The 17,908-nt window shown below is 71.6% G+C and carries 16 protein-coding genes, 1 tRNA gene and 1 pseudogene; 11 read left to right on the top strand and 7 right to left on the bottom strand.

The genetic code is table 11. The features are described 5' to 3' along the window. Positions 1-99: 99 nt before the first annotated feature. The 4 genes from ACQB60_RS28060 to ACQB60_RS28045 are packed head-to-tail and all read left to right on the top strand — an operon-like array spanning position 100 to position 5,838. Positions 100-1,002 carry an FAD binding domain-containing protein gene (locus ACQB60_RS28060; RefSeq protein ID WP_496928860.1) on the top strand — a complete coding sequence of 301 codons (903 nt, stop codon included), beginning with the start codon at positions 100-102 and terminating at the stop codon, positions 1,000-1,002. Further along, positions 999-2,951 carry a (2Fe-2S)-binding protein gene (locus ACQB60_RS28055; protein ID WP_496928859.1) on the top strand — a complete coding sequence of 651 codons (1,953 nt, stop codon included), beginning with the start codon at positions 999-1,001 and terminating at the stop codon, positions 2,949-2,951. Before ACQB60_RS28060 ends, ACQB60_RS28055 begins: the two co-directional genes overlap by 4 nt. Then, positions 2,948-5,290 carry a xanthine dehydrogenase family protein molybdopterin-binding subunit gene (locus tag ACQB60_RS28050; RefSeq protein WP_496928858.1) on the top strand — a complete coding sequence of 781 codons (2,343 nt, stop codon included), beginning with the start codon at positions 2,948-2,950 and terminating at the stop codon, positions 5,288-5,290. Before ACQB60_RS28055 ends, ACQB60_RS28050 begins: the two co-directional genes overlap by 4 nt. 53 nt (positions 5,291-5,343) lie before the next feature. Continuing rightward, positions 5,344-5,838, top strand: a complete 495-nt coding sequence (locus ACQB60_RS28045; RefSeq protein WP_496928955.1) for an AAA family ATPase — start codon at positions 5,344-5,346, stop codon at positions 5,836-5,838. 44 nt (positions 5,839-5,882) lie between these two features. Here ACQB60_RS28045 and ACQB60_RS28040 read toward each other — a convergent pair. The 3 genes and pseudogenes from ACQB60_RS28040 to ACQB60_RS28030 all read right to left on the bottom strand — a co-directional run bounded on the left by ACQB60_RS28040 (position 5,883) and on the right by ACQB60_RS28030 (position 6,527). Next, a tRNA-Cys gene (locus tag ACQB60_RS28040) sits at positions 5,883-5,954 on the bottom strand. A gap of 131 nt (positions 5,955-6,085) precedes the next feature. Next, positions 6,086-6,282, bottom strand: a pseudogene (locus tag ACQB60_RS28035) (hypothetical protein). After that, a complete protein-coding gene (locus ACQB60_RS28030) occupies positions 6,279-6,527 on the bottom strand; it encodes a hypothetical protein (RefSeq protein ID WP_496928857.1) in 249 nt (82 codons plus the stop codon). The pseudogene ACQB60_RS28035 and the gene ACQB60_RS28030 overlap by 4 nt, the downstream one beginning before the upstream one ends. Positions 6,528-7,523: 996 nt before the next feature. Between ACQB60_RS28030 and ACQB60_RS28025 the strand changes: the two genes are divergently transcribed. The 5 genes from ACQB60_RS28025 to ACQB60_RS28005 all read left to right on the top strand — a co-directional run bounded on the left by ACQB60_RS28025 (position 7,524) and on the right by ACQB60_RS28005 (position 12,479). Next, on the top strand, positions 7,524-8,084 hold the full coding sequence (locus ACQB60_RS28025; protein WP_496928954.1) for a DinB family protein: 561 nt from the start codon (positions 7,524-7,526) through the stop codon (positions 8,082-8,084). Between the two features lie 152 nt (positions 8,085-8,236). After that, complete coding sequence (locus ACQB60_RS28020) at positions 8,237-8,698, top strand: helix-turn-helix domain-containing protein (protein WP_496928856.1); 462 nt, start codon at positions 8,237-8,239, stop codon at positions 8,696-8,698. Between the two features lie 64 nt (positions 8,699-8,762). Next, positions 8,763-8,969, top strand: coding sequence for a DUF397 domain-containing protein (locus ACQB60_RS28015; RefSeq protein ID WP_496928855.1), 207 nt, complete (start codon positions 8,763-8,765; stop codon positions 8,967-8,969). 121 nt (positions 8,970-9,090) lie between these two features. Further along, positions 9,091-10,569, top strand: coding sequence for an MFS transporter (locus ACQB60_RS28010; RefSeq protein ID WP_496928854.1), 1,479 nt, complete (start codon positions 9,091-9,093; stop codon positions 10,567-10,569). Between the two features lie 113 nt (positions 10,570-10,682). Continuing rightward, positions 10,683-12,479 (top strand): DEAD/DEAH box helicase, encoded by a 1,797-nt coding sequence (locus tag ACQB60_RS28005; RefSeq protein ID WP_496928853.1) that lies wholly within the window; start codon positions 10,683-10,685, stop codon positions 12,477-12,479. 24 nt (positions 12,480-12,503) lie between these two features. Here ACQB60_RS28005 and ACQB60_RS28000 read toward each other — a convergent pair whose 3' ends face one another. After that, a complete protein-coding gene (locus tag ACQB60_RS28000; RefSeq protein ID WP_496928852.1) occupies positions 12,504-13,124 on the bottom strand; it encodes a hypothetical protein in 621 nt (206 codons plus the stop codon). 440 nt (positions 13,125-13,564) lie between these two features. On the opposite strand from ACQB60_RS28000, the gene ACQB60_RS27995 reads away from it, so the two are divergent. Both ACQB60_RS27995 and ACQB60_RS27990 read left to right on the top strand, forming a co-directional pair. Continuing rightward, positions 13,565-14,206 carry an IclR family transcriptional regulator gene (locus ACQB60_RS27995; RefSeq protein WP_384839152.1) on the top strand — a complete coding sequence of 214 codons (642 nt, stop codon included), beginning with the start codon at positions 13,565-13,567 and terminating at the stop codon, positions 14,204-14,206. A gap of 159 nt (positions 14,207-14,365) precedes the next feature. Continuing rightward, entirely contained in the window at positions 14,366-15,172 is an 807-nt protein-coding gene (locus tag ACQB60_RS27990) for a S16 family serine protease (protein WP_496928851.1), read from the top strand. Between the two features lie 170 nt (positions 15,173-15,342). On the opposite strand, the gene ACQB60_RS27985 is transcribed toward ACQB60_RS27990, so the two are convergent. From ACQB60_RS27985 to ACQB60_RS27975, 3 genes are all read right to left on the bottom strand, one after another. Further along, positions 15,343-15,933, bottom strand: a complete 591-nt coding sequence (locus tag ACQB60_RS27985; RefSeq protein ID WP_496928850.1) for an ArsR/SmtB family transcription factor — start codon at positions 15,931-15,933, stop codon at positions 15,343-15,345. A gap of 89 nt (positions 15,934-16,022) precedes the next feature. Next, the gene (locus ACQB60_RS27980) at positions 16,023-17,009 is read right to left on the bottom strand and encodes a glycine betaine ABC transporter substrate-binding protein (RefSeq protein ID WP_496928849.1); all 987 of its coding nucleotides are present in this window, start codon (positions 17,007-17,009) and stop codon (positions 16,023-16,025) included. Next, complete coding sequence (locus ACQB60_RS27975; protein WP_496928953.1) at positions 17,006-17,794, bottom strand: ABC transporter permease; 789 nt, start codon at positions 17,792-17,794, stop codon at positions 17,006-17,008. Before ACQB60_RS27975 ends, ACQB60_RS27980 begins: the two co-directional genes overlap by 4 nt. Positions 17,795-17,908: the final 114 nt, after the last annotated feature.

Here is a 17,908-nt window from a genome sequence, read left to right as displayed (position 1 = left end):
GAGTTGCCACGTCCGGCCCTTGAGCACGTACCGTACGGCGGAACAGGCGTAACGGTGAGAGCGGCGGAACCGCCGGGCATCGGGAAGGGGCAGCCGGTTTTGACCACGCACGCACCGCAGGTGGCGGGGACAGCGCAGCCCGTGAAGCTGCCCGCCACGCTCGACGAGGCCGTGGCGGCGCTCACCGCCATGCCCGCCGCCGTGCCCGTCGCGGGCGGCACCGACCTGATGGCCGCGGTCAACTCCGGGCAGCTGCGCCCGGCCGCCCTCGTCGGCCTCGGCCGGATCAGCGAGATCCGCGGCTGGCAGTACCAGGACGGTCACGCGCTGCTCGGCGCCGGACTCACGCACGCGCGCATGGGCCGCCCCGACTTCGCCGCCCTGATCCCGGCGCTCGCCGCCGCCGCGCGCGCCGCCGGACCACCCCAGATCCGCAACGCCGGGACGCTCGGCGGCAACATCGCCTCGGCCTCGCCGACCGGCGACGCGCTGCCCGTCCTGGCCGCCCTGGAAGCCCAGTTGATCATCGCGGGCCCCGGCGGCGCCCGCCGCGAGATCCCCGTCTCGCACCTGCTCACCGGCATGGACATGCTCCGCCCCGGAGAGCTCATCGGCTTCGTACGGGTGCCGCTGCTGCACGCCCCGCAGGTCTTCCTGAAGGCGACGGGACGCACCGGTCCCGGGCGCGCGACGGCGTCCGTCGCGCTCGTCCTCGACCCGGCCCGGCGCGGGGTGCGGTGCGCGGTCGGCGCCATAGCGCCGATGCCGCTGCGGCCCCTGGAGGCCGAGCAGTGGGTCGCTTCGCTGATCGACTGGGACGGCGATCGCGGGATCGCGCCCGAGGGCCTCACGGCCTTCGGCGAGTACGTCGCCGCGGCGTGCGTCCCCGACCTGGCCCCCGCGGCGGACGGCTCGGCGCAGCAGCTGCCGCCCGCCGTACTGCATCTGCGGCGCACCGTCGCCGCGCTGGCCCGACGAGCACTGGCGAGGGCGCTGTCGTGAGCGACGAGCAGAGGAACGGCGCGCAGCAGCACGGCGCGCAGCACAGCGACGGCTGGGAGCCGATCCCGCAGGGCGAGTACGACGCGGACGCGACGGCGTTCGTGCAGCTGCCCGAGGGCCTCACGGACGACGTCCCGCTGGCCGCGCCGGGCCACGGCTATGTCCCGCCGCAGATAAAGGTCACCCCCACCACCGCGGACGCCACCGACCCGGCGGCGACCGGGGTGTGGGTGCTGCCGCCCGAGGTGACGGGCATGGCCGCGCCGGGCGCAGCGGCTCCGGCCGCGCCCGCTCCGGTCGCGCCGCAGCAGCAGCCCGTACAGCCCGAGGCGGTGGCGTGGCCGGAGGCGGGCGCGCAGAGTGCGGCCGCTCCTGGGCAGGGGCAGGGACAGGGTCCGGGGCAGGGGTACGACCCGCATGATCCGCATGCCACCGGGCAGTGGAGCTTCGCCGAGCAGACGGACGCGTCCGGTGCGGGCGCCGGTGTGGGCGGAGATGTGCACGCCAACGTCACCGGGCAGTGGTCCATCCCGGTCGCCGAAGGTGATCTCCCGGACGAATCGGGCGAGTTCACGACCTCGGCCCTGGCCGCGCAGTACGGCTCGCCCCCGACCCTCCCCGGCGGTGCGACGGCGCCGTGGGCGACGGGGGCCGGGGCGGGTGCGCCGTGGTCGACGCAGCCGCAGCCGCAGCCGGAGCTGCAGCAGCAGTCGCAGCCCGGGTTCCAGCAGCCGGAACCGCAGCAGCTGGAGCCGCTTCCGTACGCGGAGCCGCAGCCCGAGCCGGTCGCGGCCGAGCCCGAGCCCGAGCCCGTCCCCGTGCCTCAGCCGGAGCCCGTCGCGGCCGAGCCGGAGCCCGTGTTCGAGCCCGCCGTCGAGCCGGTCGCGGAAGAGGCGCTGGCCGAGGAGCCCGCCACCGACCCCGTGGCCGAACTCGCCCCGGAGCCTGAACTCGCCCCGGAGCCCGAGCCCGCACCGGAACCCGAGCCGGAGGCCGTGGCCGAGGTCGAGGCCGTGGCCGAGGCGGCCCCCGAAGCCGAGACCGCGCCCGAGGCAGAGGCAGAGGCCGAGAGCGACCCCGAGCCCGCCCCCGAAGCGGTCACCGCCACCTCCGCCCCCCTCCACGACGAACACCCCCTCGTCTCCTACGTCCTGCGCGTCAACGGCACCGACCGCCCCGTCACCGACGCCTGGATCGGCGAGTCCCTGCTCTATGTCCTGCGGGAGCGCCTCGGGCTCGCGGGTGCCAAGGACGGCTGTTCGCAGGGCGAGTGCGGGGCGTGCAACGTCCAGGTGGACGGGCGGCTCGTGGCGTCCTGTCTCGTCCCCGCGGCCACTGCGGCGGGCAGCGAGGTGCGCACCGTCGAGGGCCTGGCCGTCGACGGGCAGCCCTCCGATGTGCAGCGGGCGCTCGCCGACTGCGGCGCCGTGCAGTGCGGCTTCTGCGTACCGGGCATGGCCATGACGCTCCACGACCTCCTGGAGGGCAACCCCGCCCCGAGCGAGCTGGAGACCCGCCGCGCGCTGTGCGGCAACCTCTGCCGCTGCTCCGGCTACCGGGGCGTGCTCGACGCCGTGCAGGAGGTCGTCGCCGAGCGCGGGGCGTCCGCGGCGGCCGCGGAGCCCTCGCACACGCAGCAGGGGCAGGGGCAGGGGCACGGGCAGGGGCACGGGCAGGGGCCGGGTCAGGACACGGCGGACGACGCCGAGGCCCGCATCCCGCACCAGGCGGGCCCCGGCGCGGGCGGCGTCAACCCGGCTGCCCACGACGGCAGTTACGGGATTCCTCCGCACGCGACTCCTCCGTACGCGACTCCTCCGCACGGCACTCCGCCTTACGGCACCCCGCTCCACGGCGGCACTCCGCCCCACGGCACCCCGCCGTACGGCGGCTCGTACGACGCGCACGACGCGCACGACTCGCACGACCAGGACGGAGGCCGGGCGTGAGCAACGAAGCCGCCACCGCGACCGACGAGACGGCCGCGGCCGGGTCGCCGTCCGGCGGCGCCGAGCCGCTGCCGCACGGCATCGGCGCCTCGCTGCCCGCGACGGACGTCCGGGCCAAGACGGAGGGCACCTTCCCGTACGCCTCGGACCTGTGGGCGGAGGGCCTGCTGTGGGCGGCGGTGCTGCGCTCCCCGTATCCGCACGCGCGCATCACGGGGATCGACATCACGCAGGCGCAGGAGATGCCGGGCGTGCAGGCGGTCGTGACGCACGAGGACGTGCCGGGCTCTGCGCTGCTCGGGCGGGGCGTCGGCGGGGTCGCGGGGCGGCCGGACCGTCCGGTCTTCGCGTCCGACGTCGTACGGCACCACGGCGAGCCCATCGCCGCGGTCGCCGCCGACCACCCGGACACCGCGCGCATGGCGGCGGCCGCGATCGTCGTCGACTACGAGATCCTTGAGCCGGTCACCGACCCGGAGCAGTCCTTCGCCGCCGAACCCCTGCACCCCGACGGCAACTTGATCCGCCACATCCCGCTGCGCCACGGCGACGCCGACGCCGCCGGCGAGGTCGTCGTCGAGGGCCTCTACCGCATCGGGCGCCAGGACCCGGCGCCCATCGGGGCGGAGGCGGGGCTCGCGGTGCCGCGTCCGGACGGCGGCGTGGAGCTGTACACGGCCTCCACCGACCCGCACGCGGACCGTGACCGGGCGGCGGCCTGCTACGGCCTGGAGCCGGACCGCGTGAAGATCGTCGTCACGGGCGTGCCCGGCGCGAGCGCGGACCGCGAGGACGCGAGCTTCCAGATTCCCCTGGGCCTGCTGGCCCTGCGCACGGGCTGCCCGGTGAAGCTCACGGCGACCCGCGAGGAGTCCTTCCTCGGCCACGCCCACCGCCATCCGACGCTGCTCCGCTACCGCCACCACGCGGACGCGGAGGGCAAGTTGGTGAAGGTGGAGGCGCAGATCCTCCTGGACGCCGGCGCCTACGCGGACTCGTCGGCGGACGCGCTCGCGGCGGCGGTCTCCTTCGCCTGCGGCCCGTACGTCGTCCCGAACGCCTTCATCGAGGGCTGGGCGGTGCGCACCAACAACCCGCCGTCGGGCCACGTCCGAGGCGAGGGCGCGATGCAGGTGTGCGCGGCGTACGAGGCCCAAATGGACAAGCTGGCACGGAAGCTGGACCTCGACCCGGCCGAGCTGCGCCTGCGCAACGCGATGGCGACGGGCGACATCCTGCCGACGGGCCAGACGGTGACGTGCCCGGCTCCGGTGGCCGAACTCCTCGCCGCGGTAAGGGACTTCCCTCTCCCGTCGCTCCCGAAGGACACCCCCGAGGAGGACTGGCTGCTGCCCGGAGGCCCCGAAGGCGCGGGCGATCCGGCGGCGGTGCGGCGGGGCGTCGGCTACGGCCTCGGCATGGTCCAACTCCTGGGCGCGGAGGGCGCGGACGAGGTCTCCACGGCGACGGTCAAGGTCCAGGACGGCGTGGCCACGGTGATCTGCGCGGCGGTCGAGACGGGCCAGGGCTTCGCGACCCTCGCCCGCCAGATCGTCCAGGAGACCCTCGGCATCGAGGAGGTCCGGGTCGCCCCGGTGACCACGGACCAGCCGCCCGCGGGTGCGAGCTGCCACGGCCGGCACACGTGGGTGTCGGCGGGTGCGGTGGAGCGGGCGGCGAAGATGGTCCGCACCCAGCTCCTCCAGCCCCTGGCGCACAAGTTCGGCATGTCCACGGAGCTGCTCCAGATCACGGACGGCAAGATCACGTCGTACGACGGTGTGCTGTCGACGACGGTGACGGAGGCGATGGACGGCAAGGAGTTGTGGGCCACGGCCCAGTGCCGCCCGCACCCCACCGAGCCCCTGGACGAATCGGGCCAGGGCGACGCCTTCGTGGGGATGGCGTTCTGCGCGATCCGCGCGGTGGTGGACGTGGACATCGAGATCGGCTCGATCCGGGTGGTGGAGCTAGCGGTGGCCCAGGACGTGGGCCGCATCCTCAACCCCGCCCAGCTCAGGGCCCGTATCGAAGCGGGCGTCACACAGGGCGTGGGCGCGGCGCTCACGGAGAATTTGAGGACGCCCCGGGGCCTGGTCCGCCACCCCGACCTGACGGGCTACGCGCTCCCGACGGCCCTGGACGCCCCCGACATCCGCATCGTGAAGCTGGTGGAGGAGCGGGACGTGGTGGCTCCCTTCGGCGCGAAGGCGGCGAGCGCGGTCCCGGTGGTGACGTCCCCCGCGGCGATCGCCTCGGCGGTCCGTGCGGCGACGGGCCGCCCGGTGGGGCGTCTGCCGATCCGTCCGCAGGCCGCGGTGGCGGCGAGCACGTCGTGACGTCCTCGGGGACTTCCTTGGAGCCCGGCACGGTCGTCGTGATCACCGGCATCATGGCGGCGGGCAAGTCCACGGTGGCGCAGGCCCTCGCGGAACGCCTGCCGCGGGCGGCCCACGTCCGCGGCGACGTCTTCCGCCGCATGATCGTGTCGGGCCGCGAGGAGTACGAGCCCGGCGCCGGACCCGAGGCGGAGTCCCAACTCCGGCTCCGCTACGGCCTGTCGGCGTCGACGGCGGACGCGTACGCGGAGGCGGGCTTCACGGCGATCGTCCAGGACGTGATCCTGGGCGAGGAGTTGAAGACGTACGTGGAGTCGATCCGTACCCGTCCGCTGTACGTGGCGGTGCTCGCCCCGAGCGTGGACGCGGTGGCGGCGCGTGAGGCGGGCCGGGGCAAGACGGGGTACGGGGACTGGACGGTGGCGGCCCTGGACGAGGGCTTCCGTGCGACGACGCCGCGGGTGGGGTTGTGGCTGGACACGTCTGGCCTGTCGGTCGGGGAGACGGTGGACGCGATCCTGTCCCGCTTGGACGAGGCCGCGCTCTGAACGACGAAGGGCGGCCCCTGGCGGGACCGCCCTCGCGCCTCTCGAGGCCGTGACCGGAATCGAACCGGTGTGCTTCGCTTTGCAGGCGAATCCCTAAGCCACTCGGGCACACGGCCAAGCTCTTGCTCGACTCCTTGAACCTAGACGTGGGCATGGGCGGGCTCAAGAGGGTGGGCTGCGCTGCAATGGGACTGCCATATCGCGTTCATGAACGGTCGAGTGGTGGTGCTGATGCCGACGTGCGGCTCTACGGCGCGGGGATCAGGCGGACCACTGTGACGGTCAGGATCGAGCCGGAGACGTAGTACCGGACGATCACTCCGCGAATGGCTGCCTCTCTGCGGTCCGTGTCTCTGCCGATGGCAGTGGAGCCATGGCCGTAGGGATCCACACCTTCGCCAAGGTGTCGTCGGCAGGTGGTGCATAGGCGATGCGGTAGGTCACGCGGTGCTTGTCCTCTCCGCTTCCTCCCGGGCGAGCCGGTCCATGATCGCGTCGGCTGCCGGGTCGGGCACGGCCTCGAACATCCGGTGCCGCATCACAGCGTGGATCTCGTGCACGCCGGCTGAGTTGATCTCCCGGTCGAACTCTTCACGCTTGCTTTCCGGGAGGGCTTCGCGGATCGCGGGGATGCTGTTGGGCACCTCGACCTCGACCCCGTCGACAACGGTCTTGAGCGGCTCGGCCATAGTGGGCTCCCTTCTGGCTCTGCTGCCACGGTAGCGATCCCTCATCGGGTCTTGTCCTCTCTTCGTCGTGCTCACGACGCTGCGGCGAGAGGAGGAGGCGGGGGTCGTGGCGGCGTAGGTCGGAGAGGAGGTTGGTGGCGGGGGAGGGGGTGTGCGGTGTGTGAGGAGGGGGTGCCGTGGGTTTCTGGGGTTCCGGGTCCTTCCGGGGTGTGGTCGTGCTTGCCGGAGGTGGTGAACTGGCCGCCGTCTCCCGGGGGTTGTTGTACGAGACCGTACAGGTGACGACCTGACCCGACGGCAGGCGCTCCCGTGTGCGGGAGAGGTAGCCCTGGGTCTCCAGCTCCCGCAGGGCGGCTGCGATGCGGACCTCGCCCTCGGGGAAGCGTTCGGTGAGGGCCTTGATCGTGACCTTGGCGCCCTCGGGCAGCGACTGGATGTGGAGTGCCAGACCGATCGCGACGAGGGAGAGGTCGTGGTGCTGGGCGAGGTGGTTGCCGACCACGGTGAAGCGGTCGGTGTGGCGCCGGTTGAGGTGCCTGATGCCACTGGAAGGGGCACCGCTGGACGGAACCGGAGGCGTGGCGCACGGGGGCGCGTTAAGCTGCTGCTCAGCCATCGGGAAGGTCTCTTCTTCCTTGGTGGTCAGGCCCTCGCATTGGGATGCCAGTCCCGGCGGGGGCCATTTCTGTGTTCAGTTTGCGGTTGTTCGCAGCGAGCCTGCCTCGCCAACTGTCATATGCGCCAGCCCAGTTGGGATTGATCACCCTTGCGAGTGATGCGTGCGGGGTTTGGGGTGGGTGGGGGAGGTTCTTTCCCTGGGTTCTTTGGTCCTTTGCATCGGGGAGTGCCGAATGGCGGGCCTCCTGGCCGTGGGGCACCGGGGCGCGGAAACCTCGATGCGGTCAGGTTGCCAACTAGGCCAAGAACTGACCTAGTTGGGCCATAGCGTCGTGCATGACAGACCGACGGAGCGGCGACGACCTGGGGCGGAGACGCATGAGCGAGACGATGAGCGGGGCGACGGGCATGGCAACGAGCGAGGCGGCCGCCACCGGCGAGCGTGCCGATCTGCTGGACGTCCTCGCCGGGCACCGGCGGTCCCTGCGCTTCACCACCCGCGACCTCACCGACGAGCAGGCCGGGCTGCGCACCACGGCGAGCGAACTGTGCCTGGGCGGCCTGATCAAGCACGTCGCCTCGGTCGAGCGGATCTGGGCGGCCTTCCTCGTGGACGGGCCCTCGGCGCTGGGCGGCGTGACCGAGATGACCGAAGCCGACTGGGCCCGCCGGGCCGACGAGTTCCGGATGCTGCCCGGGGAGACCCTCGCCGGAGTGCTGGCCGACTACACCGAAGTGGCGCGCCACACCGACGAGTTGGTCGCGGGCCTGCCCGACCTGGACGTGCTCCAGCCGCTGCCGGACGCCCCGTGGTCCGAGCCCGGCCTGAGCTGGTCGGCCCGCCGCGTCCTGCTGCACGTCATCTCCGAGACCGCCCAGCACGCGGGCCACGCCGACATCATCCGCGAGTCCTTGGACGGAGCTCGCACCATGGGGTGAGCGGTGCGCCTCACCCGGTACGGCTTTTGTCTCGGTGTTGTCCTGGCTTGTCCCGGCTGTCCTCCGTGTCGATGGGGTATCGGGTCACGTTGAAGTCGGGCGGCGACTTGGAGGGGCGCGATGGCCATCGAGGAGAGCACGGACGAACCCGGTTGGGATGTCATCCGGAGGACGAGATCAGCGCGGTGGTCGAGTACACGGGCCCCCTCCTCAAGCGGAGGCGGCAGGCGGTCGCGATGAGCGTGCCGGAGTTCGCGGACGCCGTCGGGTACGGGGAGGACCAGATCCGCAAGATCGAGCGGGGAGTTCGGATCCCGCGCCCCGAGTACCTGGACAAGGCCGAGGAGGTGCTGCGGGCGGACGGGTTCATCTCGGCGATGAAGCCGGACATGGAGCGGGCTCGGTACCCGAAGAAGGTGCGGGATCTGGCGAAGTTGGAGGCACGGGCGGTCGAACTCGCGTCGTACGGGAACCACAATCTGCATGGGCTGTTGCAGACGAAGGAGTACGCGAGGGCGCTGTTCGAGCTGAAGCAGCCCGCGTATTCAGAGGACAACATGGAGCGTGGAGCGGCCGATCGCATGGCGCGACACTCCATCTGCGCTATGGGATGAGCCGGGCCCAGGCTCTCACGCCACGGGAGTCACTGGCTTTCATCGAAAGAGTGCTGGGAGAGACATGATCGGCAAGACCTCTGCCGGAGAAGTCCTCGAACTGGACTGGTTCAAGAGCAGCTACAGCGACAGCAGCGATGTCAACGACTGCGTAGAGGTAGCCACCTGCCCCACCACCATCCACGTCCGCGACTCCAAGAACACGCAGGGCCCGAGCCTTTCGGTCACCCCCGCTGCCTGGACCGACTTCCTTACGTTCACGGCTCGCTGAGCCTCAACTGCCTCCGGTGGGCCGGGGGCGGCGGGTGGGCCGGGACGTACGACCAAGGGACCAGCACCCGCCCGACTCCCGACAGGGGTCAACGGCGCCCACGGCCCTTACTCTGGCGGGCATGACCACCGACACGGGCGTCACCGCCGACGCAGCTGAGGGCAGGGCACCTGAGGGGACTGAGGAGAGCGGCTCCGGCGGGGTGCTCGGCAAGAGCTATCGCGCGCTCAGCGTCGGCATCGTCTCCGTTGTCCTGCTCATTGCTTTCGAGGCGACCGCCGTCGGTACCGCGATGCCCGTCGCTGCCCGTGAGCTCGACGGGGTCTCCCTGTACGCCTTCGCCTTCTCCGGGTACTTCACGACCAGCCTGTTCGGGATGGTGCTGAGTGGGCAGTGGGCCGATCGGCGCGGTCCCCTCGGGCCGCTCGCCGCCGGGATCGGGCTCTTCGCCGCCGGGCTGCTGCTCAGCGGGACCGCCGTTGGGATGTGGGTGTTCATTCTCGGGCGGGCCGTGCAGGGGCTCGGGGGCGGGCTCGTCATCGTCAGCCTGTACGTGGTCGTCAGCCGCGCCTACCCGGAGCGGCTGCGCGCCCCGATCATGGCGGCGTTCGCGGCGAGCTGGGTCGTGCCGTCCGTGGTCGGGCCGCTCGTGTCGGGGACCGTCACCGAACACCTGGGCTGGCGGTGGGTGTTCGTCGGGATCCCCGTGCTCGTGGCCGCGCCGCTTGCCCTCGCGCTGCCGCAGATACGGCGCCGCGCCTCCGGTCCCGTCGACCCGGAGACCGCCGCCGCACCCTTCGACCGGCGCCGCATCCGGCTCGCCCTCGGCATCTCGCTGGGCGCGGGGCTCCTCCAGTACGCGGGGCAGGACCTGCGGTGGCTCTCCCTCCTCCCCGCTGCCGTCGGCGGGGCCGTCCTCGTGCCCGCCGTCCTCGGGCTCCTGCCGCGTGGGACGTACCGGGCCGCCCGCGGGCTGCCCTCCGTCGTCCTGCTGCGCGGCATCGCGGCGGGCTCGTTCATCGCCGCCGAGTCCTTCGTGCCGCTGATGCTCGTCACCGAGCGCGGCCTCAGCCCCACCCTGGCCGGGCTCTCGCTCGCCGTGGGCGGGGCGACGTGGGCGCTCGGCTCCTTCGTCCAGTCCCGGCCGGGCATGGAGCCGCACCGGCAGCGGCTCATGGTGGTCGGAATGATCCTGGTGGCGGCTGCCATCGCGACCGCGCCGACCGTGCTCCTCGACGCCGTGCCCGTGTGGATCGTCGGCGTCGCCTGGGGCTTCGGCTGCTTCGGCATGGGCATCGTCATCGGCTCGACCAGCGTCCTGCTGCTCCGGCTCTCGGCGCCGCAGGACGCGGGCGCCAACTCGGCCGCCCTGCAGATCTCCGACGGGCTGTCCAATGTGCTGCTGCTCGCCGCCGGGGGTGCCGCCTTCGCCGCGCTCGGTGGCGGGATGGTCGGTGGCGCGGCCCATGGGACGGGGGACGTCAGCGGGTCCCATCCGGGCGCCTTCGCCGCCGTCTTCCTGCCCATGGCCGTCGTCGCCCTGGTGGGGGCGTGGGTGGCGACGCGGCTGAGGGAACGCGGGGCCGCCGGCGCCGTGTGACACCCGTCGCACCCGCCGTCTCCTCCGCGCCGTCAACGTCGGTACGTCACCGGGTCACCGGTAAGGTGGCCCGGTTGTCGTACGTACCCCACAGGCGAAGACCAACGGAGACCGTGACTACTACAGCCGCCCACTCCTCGTCGCACCACCTCTCGCCCGCCTTCCCCGGCCGCGCCCCCTGGGGCACCGCCAACAAGCTGCGTGCCTGGCAGCAGGGGGCGATGGACAAGTACATCCAGGAGCAGCCCCGCGACTTCCTCGCGGTCGCCACCCCGGGCGCCGGAAAGACCACCTTCGCGCTGACCCTCGCGTCCTGGCTGCTGCACCACCACGTCGTGCAGCAGGTGACCGTCGTCGCCCCGACCGAGCACCTGAAGAAGCAGTGGGCCGAGGCGGCCGCGCGCATAGGGATCAAGCTGGACCCCGAGTACAGCGCGGGTCCGCTCAGCAAGGAGTACCAGGGCGTCGCCGTGACGTACGCGGGCGTCGGCGTGCGGCCCATGCTGCACCGCAACCGCTCCGAGCAGCGCAAGACCCTCGTGATTCTTGACGAGATCCACCACGCCGGTGACAGCAAGTCGTGGGGTGAGGCGTGCCTGGAGGCGTTCGAGCCCGCTACCCGGCGGCTCGCCCTCACCGGCACGCCCTTCCGGTCCGACACCAACCCCATCCCCTTCGTCCAGTACGAGGAGGGCAACGACGGCATCCGGCGCTCGGCCGCCGACTACACGTACGGATACGGGAGCGCGCTCGGCGACGGCGTCGTGCGGCCCGTCATCTTCCTCTCCTACAGCGGCAACATGCGCTGGCGCACGAAGGCGGGGGACGAGATCGCGGCGCGGCTCGGTGAGCCGATGACGAAGGACGCGATCAGCCAGGCGTGGCGGACCGCCCTCGACCCGCGCGGCGACTGGATGCCGAACGTGCTGAAGGCCGCCGACCAGCGGCTCACCGAGGTCCGGAAGGCGATTCCCGACGCGGGCGGGCTCGTCATCGCCTCCGACCAGGACTCCGCGCGCGCCTACGCCAAGCTGATCCGCGAGATCACGGGGACCAAGGCCACCGTGGTCCTCTCCGACGACACCGGTGCCTCGAAGCGCATCGACGACTTCAGTCAGAACGACGACCGCTGGATGGTCGCGGTCCGCATGGTGTCCGAGGGCGTCGACGTGCCCCGCCTCGCGGTGGGGGTCTATGCCACCACCATCTCGACCCCGCTCTTCTTCGCGCAGGCCGTCGGCCGTTTCGTGCGGTCGAGGCGGCGCGGCGAGACCGCGTCCGTGTTCCTGCCGACCGTGCCCGACCTGCTCGGCTTCGCCAACGAGATGGAGGTCGAGCGCGACCACGTCCTGGACAAGCCGAAGAAGGACGGCGAGGAGGACCCGTACGCCGAGTCCGAGGCCGAGATGGACGAGGCGAACAAGGAGCAGGACGAGGACACCGGCGAGCAGGAGCAGTTCTCCTTCGAGGCGCTGGAGTCCGAGGCCGTCTTCGACCGGGTGCTCTTCGACGGCGCAGAGTTCGGCATGCAGGCGCACCCGGGGAGCGAGGAGGAGCAGGACTACCTCGGCATCCCGGGGCTCCTCGAACCCGACCAGGTCCAGATGCTGCTGCAGAAGCGGCAGGCCCGGCAGATCGCGCACAGCAAGAAGAAGCCCGCCGAGGAGGCCGACCTCCTCGAGCTGCCCGCCGAGCGGCGCCCCGTGGTCTCCCACAAGGAGCTGCTCGAGCTCAGGAAGCAGCTCAACACGATGGTCGGCGCCTACTCCCACCAGAGCGGCAAGCCGCACGGCGTGATCCACACGGAGCTGCGCCGCACCTGCGGGGGCCCGCCGAGCGCGGAGGCCACCGGGGGGCAGCTGCGGCAGCGGATCGCGAAGGTCCAGGAGTGGGCCACGCGGATGCGCTGAGTCCGGAGGCGGCTCCTCGTCCTGCTACTCGTATGCGCTGAGGTCCTTGCGGAGGGACTCGGCCATGTCGTCGGGGGCGTGCGGGATCAGCCAGCGCAGGAAGCGGGCGCCGTGCTCCTCGTCGGCCCGCTCCATCAGGTCGTCGGGGACCTCGGGCGCGGTGAGCCCGAAGTGCCCCTCCAGCCAGTCGAGATACGCCGCGTGGCCGGGGGCGTGCTCCATCGCCTCCTCCTCGTAGAACTCGTACTCGCTCTCGGTGAGGTAGCTCTCGCTGTCGAGGGCGAGCAGCTGGAAGAGCTCGCGCAGGCCGCGCGCCACGACGTCCAGGTCGCCCTCGTCGTCGAAGCGGACGACGGGGAGCGTGGCGAGGTCCTCGCGGTCGTCGCACCGCCACAGCACGTACATCGCGCCGGAGCCGGACGCCATGGCGAAGGGGACGAGCCGGTCCAGGAACGGGTGCTCCTCGGTGCGGTCGAGGCAGAGCCACTGGGCGAGGCCCGCGTCCGCCCAGTCGTACGGGCAGAACTCGAAGCCCTCCGCGAAGCAGCCCGCCGCGGCCTCGGAGTCGGCGAACTCCTTGAGGAGGTTCAGCTCGGATATCGGGGAGTACACGTGGGGGGCGGCAGCATCCGTGACATCAGTCATGCCGGGGACGCTAGCGACCGCCACTGACAACGGCGGTGCGCCAGGGCGCCCCGGCGCACCCCCGGGCGCCCCCAGGACACTGCCGGAGCCCGGAACCATGAACTCCATGTGGAGAGTTCATGTGCACGATCCGTGTGCGGAGCTGTCGCGCGACCGGCTCCGCGCGGACCGCGTATCAGGGCAATGAGGGGCGCAGCCCCCATCGCGATGACCGGATTCTGGACGGAGTCTTCCGCTCAGCGGGACGGCCTCGCTAATGTCCCCGCAACAAATACACGCCCCGTGGCAGCGCCGCCGCGGAGCGCAGCCGGTGCCAAGTGCCTGAGCCCGGGAGACCCGGGGCGCTGACCGACCGGCGGCCTCTGACGCGCGTCGCCCCACGGGACCGGCGGCGCAACCGCCGCGGAGGGGGCCGTCCTCACCACTAAGGAGTGGGCGTCGTGACCGCGGAGACTTCCCAGACGCTCGACCGAGGACTGCGCGTCCTCAAGCTGCTCGCCGACACCGATCATGGACTCACCGTCACCGAGCTGTCCACCAAGCTCGGCGTCAACCGCACGGTGGTCTACCGGCTCCTCGCCACCCTCGAACAACACGCCCTCGTACGACGGGACTTGGGCGGCCGCGCCCGCGTCGGCCTGGGTGTCCTGCGGCTCGGCCGCCAGGTGCATCCGCTGGTGCGCGAGGCGGCGCTCCCGGCCCTGCGCTCCCTCGCCGAGGACATCGGCGCGACGGCCCACCTCACGCTGGTCGACGGCACGGAGGCGCTCGCCGTCGCGGTCGTCGAGCCGACGTGGACGGACTACCACGTGGCGTACCGCACCGGCTTCCGCCACCCCCTGGACCGCGGCGCCGCGGGCAAGGCCATCCTCGCCGCCCGCCAGGGCCTGGTCACCGACCCCGGGTACGCGCTGACGCACGGCGAGCTGGAGGCGGGCGCGAGCGGGGCGGCGGCGCCGCTGGTCGGCGTGACCGGGATAGAGGGCAGCGTGGGCGTGGTCATGCTGGCGGACTCGGTCCCGGAGAGAGTCGGTCCCCGGGTCGTGGACGCGGCCCGCGAGGTCGCCGACGCGTTGCGCTGAGGCCGCGCGGGCGAACGGTGCCCCGTGGTGGCCCCACCGGGGCTGCGCCCCTGGACCCCGGCTATCCGGGGCTGCGCCCCTGGACCCCCCATCGGCGCTGGCGCGCCTCGTCCTCAATCGCCGGACGGGCTTGCTTGCCCTTCACGTTAGATTTGACCCGTGCTCTCTCGTCTCACGAACCTCTCCCGCCCCAAAGCCCTCGCCCTCTGCGCCCTGCCCGTCGCGGCCCTGCTCGGCGTCACGGCGTTCGCGCCGCTGCCGTTCGCCGTGGCGCAGCCCGGCTCCACGGCGAACGTGCTGGGGGAGTACAAGGGCAAGCAGGTCATCACGGTCAAGGGCGCCCCGACCCGCAAGACCGACGGCCAGCTGCGCATGACCACCATCGTGGCGACGGGCCCGCAGATGGACGTGCACCTCGGGGACGTGCTCGACGCCTGGTTCCGCGGGGACCGGGCCGTCATGCCCAAGGACTCGGTCTACCCGGACGGCGACGACGTCAAGAAGGTCGAGAAGCACAACCTCGGCGACATGAAGAAGTCCCAGGACGCGGCCACCGACGCCGCGCTCTCGTACCTCTCGAAGAACGGCGTCGACACCGACAAGGTCGAGGTCGAGGTCGACCTGGGCGAGATCGGCGGCCCGAGCGCCGGCCTGTTCCTCGCGCTCGGCGTGATCGACAAGCTGGACGGCGACGGCAGCGGCGGCGACCTCACGGGCGGCCGCGCCATCGCGGGCACCGGAACGATCACCCCCAAGGGCAAGGTAGGCCCCGTCGGCGGCGTCGAGCTGAAGACCCAGGCCGCCAAGCGCGACGGCGCCACGGTCTTCCTCGTCCCCAAGGACGAGTGTTCCGAGGCCGAGGGCAACGCGCCGAAGGGCCTGCGCCTGGTTCCGGTGACTACGCTCCAGGGAACGCTGGACGCGCTCCGCGACCTGAAGAAGGGCGCGGACGTCCCGACCTGCTGACCGGGTCGCTCACCATCCACAGGCCCAACTCGACGAGGGTCCAGCCCAGTTGGGTACGGACGTCGGGGCGCCGTCGTCCTCTTCGTACGGAAGCGGCGTGCCGTAAGTCGGCGGCTCGGGTGTGGTGGACGTACAGGTGGATGTCGGGGTGCATGGGTGGGTGAGCCCTTTCAGTCGGTGGAGTGCGTCGGGAAGAGCTGGGTCTGGACGCGGACCAGCGCGGCCTGCGGGTCGTCCTTGTCCTTCTCCAACGGGCGGTACGCCTCGATGACTTGGTGGAGCTTGTCCCGCAGTTCCGCGGTCAGCGCGGGGGTGAGACGGAGCATCGCGTCGCTCATGTCGGCGCTTTCCGTCCACTCGTCGGGCCACTCGTCCTTCGTACCGACCCATGTCGTCAGCTCTTGGCTGTAGCGGGACGCCACCGCGTGGAGGTAGAGCTGGGCGGCCCCGCGCACGGCAGGGTCCGGGTCGCGCGACAGCTCGTCGTCGAAGCGCGTCCCCTGGTGCGCCGAACGCCACCACCGCTCCCGCCCCTTGCCGTGCTCCGGGTCGTCCTCGATGAACCCGTACTCGGCGAGCTGGCGCAGGTGATAGCTGGTGGAACCGCTGGACTCGCCCAGGCGCGCGGCCAGCTGGGAGGCCGTCGCCGGGCCGTTGATCCGCAGCGAACTGAGCAGCCTCATCCGCAGGGGATGTGCGAGCCCACGCAGTGAACGGGCGTCCAGCTGAACGACTTTGCGGGGCTCGGGCTCTTCCGTCATGCCTGCCAGCGTAAGCATGCAAAGACTCCGTTGCAACGCCTTCTTTGCAACGGAGTCTTTGTAACTCTGGGTGAAACAAGCGGAGTCGGCTACTCCTTCACGAACCCCTCCTGCACGAGCCAGTCCTTCGCCACCTCATGCGGATCCTGCCCCTCCACGTCCACCTTGGAGTTCAGGTCCTGCGCCACCGTGTTGTTGAGCTTCTTCGTGATGGGCTCCAGGACCTTCGCCATCTCCGGGTACTTCTTCAGGGCCTTGGTGTTGATCTCCGGCGCGGCGTTGTAGTTGGGGAAGAAGTGCTTGTCGTCCTTCGTCACTTCGAGGTCCATCGCCTTGATGCGGCCGTCGGTGGTGAAGACCTCGCCGTAGGTGCACGTCCCCTTGGACGCCTGGGTGTAGATGATCCCGGTGTCCATCTGCGTGATGTTGCCCGCGGGGACCTTCATGCCGTACGCCTTCTCCATGCCCGGCAGCCCGTCCGCGCGGTTGGCGAACTCGCTCTCCACGCACAGCGTCACGGCCTTCGGGTCCTTCTTGGAGAGCGCGGCGACATCCGACAGGGTCTTCGTGCCGTACTTCTTGAAGTTGGACTGGTTCATGGCGAGGGCGTACGTGTTGTTGAGGGCCGACGGGGTGAGCCAGGTGATGCCGTTCTTCGCGTCGGCGTCCTTCACCGCCTCCCACTGCTCCTGCGAGTTCGGGATGGGCTTGGAGTTGCCGAGGTAGGTGATCCAGGCCGTGCCCGTGTACTCGTACATCGCGTCCGCGTCGCCGCCCTTCACCGCCTCGCGGGCGCCGATGGAGCCCTGGATGCCGGTGCGGTCGAGCACGTCCGCGCCCGCCGCCTTGAAGGCGATGCCCATCATGGCGCCGAGGATCAGCTGTTCCGTGAACTCCTTTGACGTGACCGTGAGATCGGCGCCCTTCAGGGGGAGCCCCTGTCCGATCGAGCCCGGCTTCACGTCGTCCACCATCGGCGAACCGCTGGTCAGTCCGCAGCTCACCAGGAGGCCGCCCGCGACCAATGCGGCCAGGCCCGTGCGCCACGTGAGGCACGTGACTCGCGCAACCCTCATGACTTCACCTCCAGCCCTCGCGGACTCAGCAGCAGTTCGGCCAGCGACGCCAGCCAGTCCACGAGCAGCGCGAGCGCGACCGTCAGGATCGAGCCGAGCATCAGGACCGGCATGCGCTGGTTGGTGATGCCCGTCTGGATGAGGACGCCGAGGCCGCCGCCACCGCCGAAGGTCGCGAGCGTCGCCGTGCCCACGTTCAGGACGAGCGCCGTGCGCACGCCCGCGAGGATCAGCGGTACGGCGAGGGGGAGTTCGACCTTGCCCAGTACCCCCAGCGGGGACATGCCGATTCCCCGTGCCGCCTCCAGGAGCGTCGGGTCGTTGGCCCGCAGGCCCGCGATGGTGTTGGAGAGGACCGGCAGGATCGCGTAGATGATGATGCCCGTCAGGGCCGCCTTCTCGCCGATGCCCATCCAGATGACGAGGAGCGCGAGGAGGCCGATCGCCGGGGTCGCCTGGCCCATGTTGGCGAAGGCCATCGCCACCGGGGCCGCCTTGCTGAACGCGCGCCGGGTCAGCAGGATCCCCAGCGGGATCGCGATGATCAGGACGAAGAAGGTGGAGATGACGGTGAGTTCGATGTGCTGGCGCAGCACCTTCCACACCTGACCGCCCGAGAGGGCGTTCTCGGAGATGGAGTCCAGGTCGGCCTCGTGGAACCACCACCAGGTGGCCAGCAGCACGATGAGGAGGAAGGCCGGCAGGACCGTCAGCTTCGCCCAGCCGATGCGGCGCGCCCGGCGCGGCTCCGTGCCCGGCGGCGCCTCCTGCTCGCCCTCGCCCACGTCGCGGAAGGCGAGGCCCTTGACCTCGTGCTCGCCCTCGGGGCGCTGGTCGGTGGCCTTGTCGGGGGAGGGGGTGCGGCCGGGGTAGCGGGGGCTGCTCCCCGGCAGCGGATC

This window comes from Streptomyces odontotermitis, assembly GCF_050510915.1.
Lineage (GTDB): Bacteria > Actinomycetota > Actinomycetes > Streptomycetales > Streptomycetaceae > Streptomyces.
This window is presented reverse-complemented; position numbering and strand designations above follow the sequence as displayed.